Origin of the sequence: Yersinia similis (assembly GCF_001053095.1) — a bacterium.
Taxonomy (GTDB): Bacteria; Pseudomonadota; Gammaproteobacteria; order Enterobacterales; family Enterobacteriaceae; genus Yersinia; species Yersinia similis.
The window spans coordinates 15,807-29,629 of the sequence record NZ_CGBP01000004.1 but is presented as its reverse complement, the minus strand read 5'-3'; the positions used below and the strand labels follow the sequence as shown (position 1 = coordinate 29,629).

The following is a 13,823-nucleotide window of genomic DNA, read 5'->3' as shown; positions in this document are numbered from 1 at the left end:
TATGGTTGCGGTACGAAGTGCGCATTTAAACCCAGCGGGTGAGTTTGCTCTTGACGATTGGATCGCCAGTTTAGGGCTTGCCAATCCGCAGTCATCTGAGCGATTAGCTGAAACCTGGCGTTACTGTGAGCAACAGACGCAAAACCATCCCGATGCCTCGTTATTATTGTGGCGCGGTCTTGAAATGGTTGAAATTCTTTCCACTCTGAGTATGGATAACGACAGTATGCGCGCGGCGCTGCTGTTCCCGCTGGTAGACGCCAATATCGTGGATGAAACTACTCTGACTGAGCAATTCGGTAAGGGGATTACGTATCTGGTACACGGCGTGCGTGATATGGATGCTATCCGTCAGTTAAAAGCCACTCACAACGATTCCATGAGCTCGGAGCAAGTCGATAACGTGCGCCGTATGTTATTGGCGATGGTGGAGGATTTCCGCTGCGTGGTGATCAAGCTGGCAGAGCGGATCGCTCATCTGCGTGAAGTCAAAGATGCGCCGGAAGATGAACGTGTTCTGGCGGCTAAAGAGTGTTCCAATATTTACGCGCCACTGGCGAACCGTTTGGGGATTGGCCAGATTAAATGGGAACTGGAGGATTTCTGCTTCCGTTATCTGCATCCGGATGAATATAAGAAAATCGCCAAATTACTTCACGAGAGGCGTATTGATCGCGAACAATTTATTGATGACTTCGTTGCTTCATTACATAAGGCGATGGCCGACGAAGGCATTAAAGCCGACATTTATGGCCGACCAAAGCATATCTACAGCATTTGGCGCAAAATGCAGAAAAAGTCGCTGGCCTTTGATGAACTGTTCGACGTCCGTGCGGTGCGGGTGGTGGTGGAACGTTTGCAGGATTGTTATGCCGCGTTAGGGATTGTTCACACGCACTTTCGCCATTTACCTGATGAATTTGATGATTATGTGGCCAACCCTAAGCCAAATGGTTACCAATCGATCCATACCGTGGTGCTTGGGCCACGAGGTAAAACGTTAGAAATTCAGATCCGCACCCGCCAGATGCATGAAGATGCAGAGTTGGGGGTTGCTGCGCACTGGAAATATAAAGAAGGGGCGGTAGCCGCGGGCCGTTCGAGTTATGAAGGGCGAATTGCCTGGTTACGTAAACTGATTGCCTGGCAGGAAGAGATGGCTGATTCTGGCGAAATGCTGGATGAAGTGCGCAGCCAGGTATTTGATGATCGGGTGTACGTGTTTACGCCAAAAGGCGATGTGATTGACCTGCCTGCGGGTTCGACGCCGCTGGATTTTGCCTACCATATTCATAGCGATGTGGGTCACCGTTGTATCGGTGCTAAAATCAGTGGCCGCATTGTGCCGTTTACTTATCAGTTACAGATGGGTGATCAAATTGAAATTATCACTCAAAAACAGCCAAACCCAAGCCGTGACTGGCTGAATCCTAACCTCGGTTACATCACGACCAGCCGCGGGCGTTCCAAAATTCATAACTGGTTCCGCAAACAAGATAGAGATAAGAATATTCTTGCTGGCCGGCAAATGCTGGACGATGAGCTAGAGCACCTGGATATCAGTCTGAAAGAGGCTGAGAAGCTACTTGTTCCGCGTTACAACATGAATTCGATGGATGAAGTGTTAGCGGCGATAGGTGGTGGTGATATCCGTTTGAATCAGATGGTGAACTTCCTCCAGGGCAAACTGAATAAGCCAACGGCGGAAGAGGCTGATTTAGAGGCACTCCGTCATCTGAATAACAAGCATCAGCCCGCGCCACGTAACGCCAGCAAAGACAGTGGGCGTATTGTGGTCGAAGGTGTTGGTAACCTGATGCACCATATTGCCCGTTGTTGCCAGCCGATCCCCGGTGATGAAATTATCGGCTTTATCACTCAAGGGCGGGGGATATCGATCCACCGTGCAGATTGTGAACAGTTGGCTGAATTGGAATCCCATGCACCGGAACGGATTGTCGATGCAGTCTGGGGCGAAAGCTACTCCAGCGGCTATTCGCTGGTGGTGCGGGTTACTGCTAATGACCGCAGTGGGTTATTGCGCGATATCACTACTATCCTGGCAAATGAGAAAGTTAACGTACTGGGCGTTGCTAGTCGCAGCGATACCAAAAAGATGGTGGCGACTATCGATATGGATATCGAGATCTATAACTTACAGGTGCTGGGCCGGGTATTGGCTAAGCTGAATCAGTTGCCGGATGTAATAGACGCCCGCCGCCTCCATGGCAATTAGGCTTTTTAATCTGGACTGCTATTGCGCTTTACTCTATTGATTACGCTTTGCTCTATTGATTGCGCTTTACTCTATTGATATTGGGCGGTGCTCGCCCTCCTCATGTACCGGTTTTTATAAGATCGGGTATACATTTCGGGGGCGTGGCGGCTGGCTGCAATCAATCTGCCTATGCTCTCGACGCTTCGAATTTTAAAGACAAAAAAGTGAATAAATTGAAATGACTCAACCAGTGACTTTCCCTGATTCTACAGCAGTCGCCCTGCAACGTTTATTGGATATTATGCGCGCTCTGCGTGACCCAGAGAATGGTTGCCCATGGGATCGCAAACAGACCTTTGACACCATCGCTCCTTATACGCTGGAAGAGACTTACGAGGTGCTTGATGCGATTGCGCGCAAGGATTTTGATGACCTTCGAGAAGAACTGGGTGATTTGCTGTTCCAGGTGGTGTTTTATGCCCAAATGGGGCAGGAGCAGGGGCTGTTTGCCTTTGATGACGTTTGCCATGCGATTAGCGATAAACTTGAGCGCCGCCATCCCCATGTCTTCCCTGATGCGTCTCAAAATGTCACTCAGGCGGCGGTTGACAGTGAGGCCGCACTGGCGGGGTGGGAATCACGGAAAGCCGAAGAGCGAGCAGAGAAGGCATTGTATTCAGCATTGGATGATATCCCTGATGCGTTGCCTGCATTGATGAAAGCCCATAAAATTCAGAAACGTTGTGCGTCAGTCGGTTTTGATTGGAGCACGTTAGGGCCGGTACTCGATAAGGTTTACGAAGAGATTGACGAAGTCATGTTCGAAGCGCGTCAGACAGTCGTCAATGAGGAAAAGTTGGGTGAGGAAATTGGTGATTTACTCTTTGCCACCGTCAATCTATCGCGCCATCTGGGCCATAAAGCTGAGAATGCGCTACAAGCGGCTAATCGTAAGTTTGAACGGCGTTTTCGTCAGGTAGAACAAATAGTTATGGCATCAGGTCAAACCATGGAGAGTGCGACGCTTGATGAAATGGAAGCCGCCTGGCAGCAAGTTAAAAAGCAAGAAACTGAAATGTAAGGTGTTTTAATTCATTTTACAGATGGTTGTGGAATTTTAATTACGTTAATATATTGAATTATAACGGATAGCAAGACGCTGTTCTGCGCGGTTTTAGTGGTAAAAACCGCCACGGGTGCGGAGATCATTTGTAGCGAAACCAAGGTTCCGGTATACTACTTTCCCGTCCTGGTACTTCCATCGTCTTTAAACCTAAACTCTCAGGTTCAGCATGACAACTAATTATATTTTTGTGACCGGCGGGGTCGTATCCTCTCTGGGTAAAGGCATTGCCGCAGCCTCCCTGGCGGCTATACTTGAAGCCCGTGGCCTCAACGTTACCATCATGAAACTGGACCCGTATATCAACGTGGATCCGGGCACCATGAGCCCGACACAACACGGGGAAGTTTTTGTCACCGAAGATGGTGCTGAGACCGATCTGGATTTAGGGCACTATGAGCGCTTCATTCGCACCAAAATGACCCGTCGTAACAACTTCACCACTGGCCGTATCTATTCCGAAGTTCTGCGTAAAGAACGCCGTGGCGACTATTTGGGTGCAACCATTCAGGTTATTCCCCATATCACCAATGCAATCAAAGAGCGCATCATTGAAGGCGGTGAAGGCCATGATGTTGTATTGGTCGAAATTGGCGGCACCGTAGGGGATATCGAATCCCTGCCATTCTTGGAAGCTATTCGTCAGATGGCGGTTGATGTTGGCCGCGAGCATACTCTTTATATGCACCTGACGCTGGTTCCTTATCTGGCTGCTGCTGGTGAAGTCAAAACCAAGCCAACGCAACATTCGGTTAAAGAACTGCTATCTATCGGTATTCAACCGGATGTGCTGATTTGCCGTTCTGACCGTGCCGTTCCTGCTAATGAACGTGCCAAAATTGCATTATTCTGTAATGTGCCAGAAAAAGCAGTTATCTCTCTTAAAGATGTTGATTCCATTTATAAAATCCCAGGGCTATTGAAATCACAGGGCCTTGACGATTATATTTGTAAACGATTCAGCTTAACTTGTCCTGAAGCAAATCTTGCGGAATGGGAACAGGTATTATACGAAGAATCAAATCCGGGTGGCGAAGTGACCATCGGGATGATCGGTAAATATGTAGAATTGCCGGATGCCTATAAATCAGTGATTGAAGCATTGAAGCACGGTGGGTTGAAAAATCGTCTGACCGTTAATATTAAGCTTATTGATTCGCAGGATGTTGAAACCCGCGGTGAAGAGATGCTTAAAGAGCTTGATGCGATCTTGATACCTGGTGGTTTCGGCTACCGTGGCGTGGAAGGCAAGGTCCTGGCGGCGCGTTATGCCCGTGAACACAATATTCCTTATCTGGGCATTTGCCTGGGTATGCAAGTTGCGCTGATGGAGTTCGCCCGCAATGTGGCGGGGATGGAAAACGCGAACTCTACAGAATTTGTGCCAGACTGTAAGTATCCGGTGGTTGCATTAATCACCGAATGGCGTGATGAAGACGGTAACGTTGAAATCCGTACGGAAGAAAGCGATTTGGGCGGTACCATGCGCGTAGGGGGGCAGCAATGTCACCTGACCGAAGGTAGTTTGGTTCGTCAAATGTATGGCGAACCGACCATCGTTGAGCGTCATCGTCATCGCTATGAAGTAAACAATATGTTGTTGAAGCAGATTGAAGCTGCTGGTTTACGCGTGGCGGGGCGTTCTGCGGATAACAAACTGGTGGAAATCATCGAGTTACCAGACCACCCGTGGTTTGTGGCTTGTCAATTCCATCCAGAATTTACTTCGACGCCACGTGATGGTCACCCGTTGTTTGCCGGCTTTGTGAAAGCGGCTGGTGATTATCAAAAGCGCCAGGTGAAATAAAATATTTGGTGGTAGGGGGCGGCTGAGATGTCGCCCCCTCTGTCTGGAGTTTTAGTTTAACTTGTACTGAGGAAAATCTAATGTCCAAAATTGTTAAAGTCATCGGTCGTGAAATCATCGACTCCCGTGGTAATCCAACTGTAGAAGCCGAAGTTCATTTAGAAGGCGGTTTCGTTGGTTTGGCTGCGGCACCATCAGGTGCTTCTACTGGTTCCCGTGAAGCACTGGAACTGCGTGACGGTGACAAATCCCGTTTCTTGGGCAAAGGCGTATTGAAAGCCGTTGCTGCGGTAAATGGCCCAATTGCTCAGGCAGTTATTGGTAAAGATGCCAAAGATCAGGCCAACATCGATAAAATCATGATCGATCTGGACGGTACTGAGAACAAATCCCAGTTTGGTGCTAACGCCATTCTGGCTGTTTCTCTGGCAGCAGCGAAAGCAGCAGCAGCGTCTAAAGGCATGCCTTTGTACGAGCACATTGCTGAATTGAACGGCACCCCAGGCAAATTCTCTATGCCACTGCCAATGATGAACATCATCAACGGCGGCGAACATGCTGACAACAACGTTGATATTCAAGAGTTTATGATTCAGCCAGTTGGCGCTAAAACTCTGAAAGAAGCGGTTCGCATCGGTTCTGAAGTGTTCCACCATCTGGCTAAAGTACTGAAAGCCAAAGGCCTGAACACGGCTGTTGGTGATGAAGGCGGCTATGCACCAAACCTGGGTTCTAACGCTGAGGCACTGGCTGTTATCGCTGAAGCAGTAAAAGCAGCAGGCTACGAGCTGGGCAAAGACATCACTCTGGCTATGGACTGTGCGGCTTCTGAGTTCTATAAAGACGGCAAATATGTTCTGGCTGGCGAAGGTAACAAAGCCTTCACTTCCGAAGAGTTTACTCACTTCCTGGAAGACTTGACCAAACAGTACCCAATCGTCTCCATTGAAGATGGTCTGGACGAATCTGACTGGGCTGGCTTCAAATACCAGACTGAAGTTCTGGGTGACAAAATCCAGTTGGTGGGTGATGACCTGTTCGTAACCAACACCAAGATCCTGAAAGAAGGTATCGAGAAAGGTGTTGCTAACTCTATCTTGATCAAATTCAACCAGATCGGTTCTCTGACCGAAACTCTGGCTGCTATTAAGATGGCAAAAGACGCAGGTTACACCGCGGTTATCTCTCACCGTTCAGGTGAAACCGAAGATGCGACTATCGCTGACTTGGCAGTAGGTACAGCAGCAGGCCAAATCAAAACGGGTTCTATGAGCCGTTCTGACCGTGTTGCTAAATACAACCAACTGATCCGTATCGAAGAAGCGCTGGGCGACCGCGCACCATTCAACGGTCTGAAAGAAGTTAAAGGCCAGTAATTACTGCGCTCTGCTTTCTTAATGAGTTGATTAAGTTAACTGGTTGATTATGTTAACCGATTAATTTAAAACCCGCTTCGGCGGGTTTTTTTATGAGTTGATTTTACTGATCGACAAAATCAGATGCTGGCTTTCTTAGAGCCGCTCAGGTTGGTTTATTGTAAAACCCCACCTACCATAACTATATGGCTCTACCCATATTTCGACCACCAACTAAAACTTTTCCTAAATGAAACACAAATTCAACAAATTCAACAAAACGTGACAACTTTGGTATGCGGGAGAATAAGATATAAGCAATAATTAATCGTCAAAAGTTTCCTATTGACAAGATTAAACCAGACTTAATCAGCATATAAGGGATATAACAATATGAAATTAAGTACATTACTGCTACCTGTTATTCTTTACTCCAGCGCAACATTGGCCGCTAACATGGCCGGTATGACTGATATGGCCAGCATGAATGATAAGGACAGTATGAATAATAAGGCTAGCATGAATGATATGGCTGGCATGAATGATAAGGCTAGCATGAATGATATGGTTGGCATGAATAATAAGGCTAGCATGACTGTGAAGATCAATGAATCATTGCCACAGGGGAATGGGAAAGCGCTTGGCACAGTGACGGTGACTGAGACCGCTTATGGCTTACTGTTTACGCCGCATCTCACTGGGCTGGCACCGGGGATTCACGGTTTTCATCTGCATGAAAAACCCAGTTGTGCTCCGGGGATGAAAGATGGCAAGGCCGTGCCGGCATTGGCAGCAGGGGGGCATTTTGACCCAAATAAGACCGGGGTACACCTTGGTCCTTACAACGATAAAGGGCATCTGGGGGATCTGCCGGGATTGGTGGTTAATGCAGATGGCACCGCCACATATCCCGTATTGGCTCCGCGCCTGAAATCGTTGTCAGAGGTGAAACAGCATGCGTTAATGATCCATGCTGGCGGTGATAATTACTCTGATCATCCAATGCCTTTAGGCGGTGGTGGCGCACGGATGGCATGTGGAGTCATTGAGTAACCGTCGGATACAGTTAAACTGGCTACCCGAGCGTAGCCAGTTTGGTGGAGGCCGGGTAATCTGCGATAATCGGTCACTGATTTGAATAACGATAGAGATACTGATGCTGTACCCGATTAATGAAATGTTCCAGACGTTGCAGGGCGAGGGTTATTTCACTGGCGTTCCAGCGATTTTTGTTCGCTTGCAAGGTTGCCCGGTAGGCTGTAGCTGGTGTGACACCAAACATACCTGGGAAAAAGAAGCGGATCGGGAAGTCGATATGCAGCGCATTATGGTGAAAACCGCAGAAAGTGATGCCTGGGGTTCAGCCAGTGAACAGCAACTGTTAGATCTTTTCGCTCAGCAAGGGTATACCGCCCGCCATGTGGTTATCACGGGTGGTGAGCCATCCATTTACGATCTCCTCCCTTTAACGTCACTGTTGGAGCAAGCTGGCTTCAGTTGCCAGATTGAAACCAGTGGTACTCATGAAGTGCGGTGTTCTGCCCAGACTTGGGTGACCGTTTCACCAAAAGTGAATATGCGCGGTGGCCTAAAAATATTGCCACAGGCACTCCAGCGTGCGGATGAAATTAAGCATCCGGTTGGCCGGTTACGGGATATCGAAGCATTAGAGGCGTTACTGGCGACGTTGGATGATGATAAAAAACGGATTATTGCGTTGCAGCCGATAAGCCAGAAAGAGGATGCGACTAAGCTGTGTATTGAAACCTGCATCGCTAAGAACTGGCGGTTGTCGATGCAGACACATAAATATCTCAATATCGCTTGATACCCTTCATCCTTGACGTTGCAGCGGTATTTGACTAGATGGAAAGTTAGCGGCGCTCACTCGCCCGAATCACTTACTGGTCGTTGACCTTAAAATAAATAGACTCATCGGGGCTTGTTCACTGGCCGCTTTGCTGCAACGCCAATGACTTTGGGTATCAGGTTTTGTCCTTGACGCTGTCGCGGTTTTAGCTGGATGGACGGTTAGCGGCGCTCACTCGCCCGAATCACTTACTGGTCGTTGACCTTAAAATAAATAGACTCATCGGGGCTTGTTCACTGGCCGCTTTGCTGCAACGCCAATGACTTTGGGTATCAGGTTTCGTCCTTGACGCTGCAGCGGTATTTGACTAGGTGGAAAGTTAGCGGCGCTCAATCACTTGCAGAAATTTTTTATCCACGATAAACGCAGCCAGCAGAACAGGTCTCTTTGATCATCACCGCACTGAGTTCTGGTAATTCGGGTTTAAGTTGTTGCCAAATCCAACGGGCTAAAACTTCGCTGGTTGGGTTTTCCAAGCCAGGAATATCGTTCAGATAATGATGATCAAGACGTTCCCAAATGGGTTGAAACACAGCTTTTAGGGCGGCAAAATCCATCACCCAGCCAGAGTGAGCATCAACTTCACCCGTAACTTCCAAACGAACCATAAATGAGTGACCGTGTAAACGGCCACATTTATGACCTTCAGGAACATGCGGTAACCGATGTGCCGCCTCAAACTGAAAATCTTTAAATAGGGTGGTGCTCATAATCATGACCTTATTGACTCAAAAATCCGCCGCATAGTACCGGAAAGCACCGGTACTGGCTATGATCGCGCGTCATATGAATCTTTATTTCGCCCACTGTACTCCGGTTTTATTTACATAGCTTACTGATTTTTATGCAGACATAACAATGTCATCGCCTATTGTAAGCCCCAAAAAATTTCGCTAATAACCTGAACACTTTAATTCATATCGATTACCTGAAAAATTGCTTAGTCGTTTTGGTTATTTATTATTTCTATCGCTTCTTTAATTGTTATTCTCAGGATGGTTAACCTTACAAACTATCAAGACTTTGTGGCACGAATTGTCCTGCTTGTATCGACAAATATTTGTGCCAACCACAGCTAAAGCATAAGGGAATTCGTACTGCAATGACGACTCAGGCTCCTCCAACTTCGTTACTTCCGCTATCGCCAGAGCAGTTGGCCCGTTTGCAAGCGGCGGTGGGTGAGTTCTCCCCAACCCAAATGGCATGGTTGTCGGGTTATTTCTGGGGAATGGTTAACCAGCAGCCCAGTGCTGTTGCTTCCCCTGCGGTAGTGGCCCCCCCACCGGTGACAGTCACCCTGATTTCAGCGTCTCAAACCGGTAACGCCCGGCGTTTAGCTGAGCAACTGCGCGATGATCTTCTGGCTACCCAGCTTCGTGTCAATCTGGTTAATGCCGGTGATTATAAGTTTAAACAAATTGCGCAGGAGCGTTTACTGGTGGTGGTCGCGTCGACCCAAGGAGAGGGGGAACCTGCGGAAGAAGCCGTTGCACTACATAAATTCCTGTTTTCTAAAAAAGCCCCGAAATTACCGGAGACCGCTTTTGCTGTCTTTGGCTTAGGTGATACCTCTTACGAACACTTCTGTCAGGCCGGGAAAGATTTTGATAGCAAGCTGGCAGAACTTGGCGCTCAACGGCTACTGGATCGTGTCGATGCCGATGTTGAATATCAGGCACAAGCACAACAGTGGCGTCAGCAAGTGGTTGCCGCGTTGCAGGCCAAGGTTCCAGTACAATCTGCATCTCCAGTACAATCTGCATCTCCAGTACAATCTGCATCTTCAGTACAATCTACAGCTCCGGCACAAGCTACGGCAGCAGCGGCGATAACGTCTGGTGGTGCTATTAGCGTTAGCCCATACAGTAAAACCGCGCCGCTAACCGCACAGTTATCTGTACAGCAAAAAGTGACTGGGCGTAATTCAGAAAAAGATGTTCGTCATATTGAAATCGATTTAGGTGACTCAGGGCTGAGTTACCAACCAGGTGATGCTTTAGGTGTCTGGTTTGATAATGATCCTGCTTTGGTCGAAGAGTTGCTTGCGCTGTTGTGGCTCAAAGGTGATGAGTCGGTCAGTATTGACGGACAAAATATTCCATTGGCACAGGCGCTGTTCAGTCACCTTGAACTGACACAAAATACGACGCTGATCGTCGATAAGTACGCCGCACTATCACGCGATGAAACCTTGATTGCATTGCTGGCAGATAAACCGGCCTTGCAACGGTACGCTAAGAATACGCCATTCGTTGATATGGTGCGGCAGGCACCGTCTGATCTTAACGCCGATCAACTGGTGGGGTTATTGCGCCCCTTAACTCCACGGTTGTACTCCATCGCCTCTTCGCAAGCTGAGACCGAAAATGAGGTGCATATCACCGTGGGTGTGGTGCGCTATGACATTGATGGCCGACCGCGCAGTGGCGGTGCTTCCGGCTATCTGGCGGACCGGCTGGAAGTCGATGGCGATATCCGTGTCTTTATTGAACATAATGATAATTTCCGTTTGCCTGCTAACCCGGAAATACCCGTCATCATGATCGGGCCAGGCACCGGTATCGCGCCGTTCCGCGCCTTTATGCAACAGCGTGAAGTTGATGGGGCCAGTGGCAAGAACTGGTTATTCTTCGGTAATCCTCATTTCACCGAGGATTTTCTGTATCAGGTTGAATGGCAACGCTATGTCAAAGAAGGCTTGTTGACGCGCATTGATCTGGCCTGGTCCCGTGATCAAGCGCATAAAATATACGTACAAGACAAATTGCGTGAACAGGGCGCGGAACTGTGGAACTGGATACAACAAGGTGCCCACATTTACGTCTGTGGCGATGCTAACCGCATGGCGAAAGACGTTGAGCAGGTTTTACTGGACGTGGTGGCTCTGCACGGTGCAATGGATGCCGAGCAGGCTGATGAATATTTAAGTGAGTTGCGCCAAGCGCGTCGCTATCAGCGAGATGTGTACTGATGAATGAAAAACACCCAGGGCCACTCGTCGTCAGTGGAAAACTTTCTGATGGCGAGCGCATGAAGTCGGAAAGCAATTTCTTGCGTGGGACTATTGCGGAAGATTTGAACAATGGACTGACTGGCGGTTTCAGTGGCGATAATTTCCTGTTGATCCGTTTTCACGGCATGTACCAGCAGGATGACCGTGATATCCGCGCTGAACGTGCTGAGCAGAAGCTAGAGCCGCGCCATGCCATGATGCTGCGTTGCCGCTTGCCGGGTGGGATTATTACCCCGCAACAGTGGTTAGGCATTGACAAGTTTGCCGCTGATAACACCCTATATGGCAGTATTCGCATCACTAACCGTCAGACATTTCAGTTCCATGGCATTTTGAAAGGCAATGTGAAACCCGCACATCAATTGCTGAATGAGTTGGGATTAGATGCACTGGCGACGGCGAACGATGTGAACCGTAATGTGCTCTGTACCTCAAATCCGGTGGAATCAGCGTTGCATCAGGAAGCCTACGAATGGGCGAAGAAGATCTCGGAACATTTATTACCACGTACCCGCGCATATGCCGAAATTTGGCTGGATGCGGAAAAAGTCGCGACTACGGATGAAGAGCCGATCCTCGGCGCAACGTATTTACCTCGTAAATTTAAAACGACAGTTGTTATTCCACCGCAAAATGACGTTGATTTGCATGCCAACGATTTGAACTTTGTTGCTGTGGCAGATAAAGGCAAGCTGATTGGATTTAACGTGCTGGTGGGCGGTGGGTTATCTATTGCTCATGGTGATAAAAATACCTATCCGCGCAAAGCCAGTGAATTTGGTTACATCCCGCTGAAACACACTTTGGCGATTGCTGAAGCGGTCGTGACGACCCAGCGTGATTGGGGCAATCGTACAGATCGTAAAAATGCCAAGACCAAATATACATTGGAGCGGGTGGGGGTAGAGACCTTCAAAGCAGAAGTTGAAAAACGGGCTGGCGTTAGCTTTAGTGCGATCAAACCGTATCAATTTACCGGGCGCGGTGATCGCATCGGCTGGGTGAAAGGCGTTGATAAAAAGTGGCATCTGACATTATTTATTGAAAATGGTCGTCTGCTGGATTACCCCGGTCGTAGTCTGAAAACCGGAGTTGCTGAGATTGCTAAAATTCATCAGGGCGATTTCCGTTTGACGGCTAACCAGAACCTGATTGTGGCAGGCGTCCCGGAAAAAGATAAAGCCCGGATTGAGGCACTGGCCCGTGAACATGGCCTGATGGATGACAATGTCACTTCACAGCGTGAAAACTCGATGGCGTGCGTCTCTTTCCCAACCTGTCCGCTGGCTATGGCGGAGGCGGAACGCTTCCTGCCAGAGTTTGTCACCCGCGTTGAGGGTATTTTGCAGCAACATGGTCTGGCGGATGAACATATTGTTTTGCGGGTGACCGGTTGCCCGAACGGTTGTGGCCGCGCATTACTGGCCGAGGTGGGGTTGGTGGGCAAAGCCGTTGGCCGCTATAACCTGCATTTGGGCGGTAACCGTGAAGGTACCCGTATTCCACGGATGTACCGTGAGAATATTACCGCAGATGAAATTCTGATTATCACTGATCAACTGGTTGGACGCTGGGCGAAAGAGCGTCATGTTAATGAAGGTTTTGGCGATTTTGTTATTCGTGCAGGGGTAATTGCACCGGTGATTGACTCTGCCCGTGACTTTTACGACGTACAGGAGGTGATGTGAGTCAATTTAATCTGAGCGAACTGAATGCGTTGCCGAAAGCTGAGCAAGCGGCGGCGCTGGCGCTGGTGAATGGTCAACTTGAGCATTTGACCGCGCAGGAGCGTGTCAGTTGGGCATTGGATAATTTGCCCGGCGAATTTGTCCTTTCCTCCAGTTTTGGGATTCAGGCTGCGGTTTGTTTGCATCTGGTGACCCGTCAGCGTCCTGATATTCCGGTGATCCTGACTGATACCGGTTACCTGTTCCCAGAAACATATCGTTTTATTGATGACCTAACCGAGAAGCTTCAACTTAATTTGCAGGTGTTTCGTGCCGCACACAGCCCTGCCTGGCAGGAAGCCCGTTATGGCAAATTATGGGAGCAGGGGGTGGAGGGTATTGAGCGTTATAACAACCTCAATAAAGTTGAACCAATGAATCGGGCGTTGGAGACTTTAGGTGCACAAACCTGGTTTGCGGGTTTGCGCCGTGAACAATCTGGTAGCCGTTCACAATTGCCAGTGTTGGCGCTTCAGCGTGGCATATTTAAGCTGTTGCCCATTATTGATTGGGATAATCGCCAAGTTTATCAATACCTAACACAACATGGCCTGAGTTATCATCCTCTATGGGAGCAAGGTTATTTATCTGTCGGTGATATCCATACAACCCGTAAATGGGAACCGGGCATGAGTGAGGAAGAGACCCGTTTCTTTGGCTTGAAACGCGAGTGTGGTTTGCATGAAGGTTAAGTGTAATGTCTATGGCTG

10 protein-coding genes are annotated in these 13,823 nt (G+C 48.6%); 9 read left to right on the top strand and 1 reads right to left on the bottom strand.

Annotation, left to right across the window (positions count from 1 at the left end; genetic code table 11):
- Window position 1 precedes the first annotated feature (1 nt).
- From relA to queE, 6 genes are all read left to right on the top strand, one after another.
- Window positions 2–2,236 (top strand): GTP diphosphokinase, encoded by a 2,235-nt coding sequence (relA, locus tag AC971_RS04505; protein ID WP_025382651.1) that lies wholly within the window; start codon window positions 2–4, stop codon window positions 2,234–2,236.
- A 220-nt stretch (window positions 2,237–2,456) separates the two neighbouring features.
- Window positions 2,457–3,299, top strand: coding sequence for a nucleoside triphosphate pyrophosphohydrolase (gene mazG, locus AC971_RS04500; protein ID WP_025382652.1), 843 nt, complete (start codon window positions 2,457–2,459; stop codon window positions 3,297–3,299).
- 211 nt (window positions 3,300–3,510) lie between these two features.
- Complete coding sequence (gene pyrG / locus AC971_RS04495; RefSeq protein WP_002209376.1) at window positions 3,511–5,148, top strand: glutamine hydrolyzing CTP synthase; 1,638 nt, start codon at window positions 3,511–3,513, stop codon at window positions 5,146–5,148.
- Window positions 5,149–5,228: 80 nt separating this feature from the next.
- Window positions 5,229–6,524, top strand: a complete 1,296-nt coding sequence (gene eno / locus AC971_RS04490; protein WP_002209377.1) for a phosphopyruvate hydratase — start codon at window positions 5,229–5,231, stop codon at window positions 6,522–6,524.
- Window positions 6,525–7,031: 507 nt separating this feature from the next.
- Window positions 7,032–7,556, top strand: a complete 525-nt coding sequence (gene sodC, locus AC971_RS04485; RefSeq protein WP_048677422.1) for a superoxide dismutase family protein — start codon at window positions 7,032–7,034, stop codon at window positions 7,554–7,556.
- Between the two features lie 103 nt (window positions 7,557–7,659).
- Window positions 7,660–8,331, top strand: a complete 672-nt coding sequence (gene queE / locus AC971_RS04480; RefSeq protein WP_025382654.1) for a 7-carboxy-7-deazaguanine synthase QueE — start codon at window positions 7,660–7,662, stop codon at window positions 8,329–8,331.
- A gap of 392 nt (window positions 8,332–8,723) precedes the next feature.
- Here the strand turns inward: queE and queD are convergent, their stop codons facing one another.
- Window positions 8,724–9,083, bottom strand: coding sequence for a 6-carboxytetrahydropterin synthase QueD (gene queD, locus AC971_RS04475; RefSeq protein ID WP_025382655.1), 360 nt, complete (start codon window positions 9,081–9,083; stop codon window positions 8,724–8,726).
- Between the two features lie 392 nt (window positions 9,084–9,475).
- Between queD and cysJ the strand changes: the two genes are divergently transcribed.
- The 3 genes from cysJ to AC971_RS04460 are packed head-to-tail and all read left to right on the top strand — an operon-like array spanning window position 9,476 to window position 13,805.
- On the top strand, window positions 9,476–11,344 hold the full coding sequence (cysJ, locus tag AC971_RS04470; RefSeq protein WP_025382656.1) for an NADPH-dependent assimilatory sulfite reductase flavoprotein subunit: 1,869 nt from the start codon (window positions 9,476–9,478) through the stop codon (window positions 11,342–11,344).
- The gene (gene cysI / locus AC971_RS04465; protein WP_025382657.1) at window positions 11,344–13,074 is read left to right on the top strand and encodes an assimilatory sulfite reductase (NADPH) hemoprotein subunit; all 1,731 of its coding nucleotides are present in this window, start codon (window positions 11,344–11,346) and stop codon (window positions 13,072–13,074) included. The genes cysJ and cysI overlap by 1 nt, the downstream gene beginning before the upstream one ends.
- Window positions 13,071–13,805, top strand: coding sequence for a phosphoadenylyl-sulfate reductase (locus tag AC971_RS04460; RefSeq protein WP_025382658.1), 735 nt, complete (start codon window positions 13,071–13,073; stop codon window positions 13,803–13,805). The genes cysI and AC971_RS04460 overlap by 4 nt, the downstream gene beginning before the upstream one ends.
- Window positions 13,806–13,823: the final 18 nt, after the last annotated feature.

What these genes read in the sequence shown, in the direction of transcription:
- relA (WP_025382651.1), top strand. Translation starts at nt 2, where the DNA reads ATGGTTGCGGTACGAAGTGCGCATTTAAACCCAGCGGGTGAGTTTGCT.
- queD (WP_025382655.1), bottom strand. Translation starts at nt 9,083, where the DNA reads ATGAGCACCACCCTATTTAAAGATTTTCAGTTTGAGGCGGCACATCGG.
- eno (WP_002209377.1), top strand. Translation starts at nt 5,229, where the DNA reads ATGTCCAAAATTGTTAAAGTCATCGGTCGTGAAATCATCGACTCCCGT.
- sodC (WP_048677422.1), top strand. Translation starts at nt 7,032, where the DNA reads ATGGCTGGCATGAATGATAAGGCTAGCATGAATGATATGGTTGGCATG.
- queE (WP_025382654.1), top strand. Translation starts at nt 7,660, where the DNA reads ATGCTGTACCCGATTAATGAAATGTTCCAGACGTTGCAGGGCGAGGGT.
- pyrG (WP_002209376.1), top strand. Translation starts at nt 3,511, where the DNA reads ATGACAACTAATTATATTTTTGTGACCGGCGGGGTCGTATCCTCTCTG.
- cysI (WP_025382657.1), top strand. Translation starts at nt 11,344, where the DNA reads ATGAATGAAAAACACCCAGGGCCACTCGTCGTCAGTGGAAAACTTTCT.
- cysJ (WP_025382656.1), top strand. Translation starts at nt 9,476, where the DNA reads ATGACGACTCAGGCTCCTCCAACTTCGTTACTTCCGCTATCGCCAGAG.
- mazG (WP_025382652.1), top strand. Translation starts at nt 2,457, where the DNA reads ATGACTCAACCAGTGACTTTCCCTGATTCTACAGCAGTCGCCCTGCAA.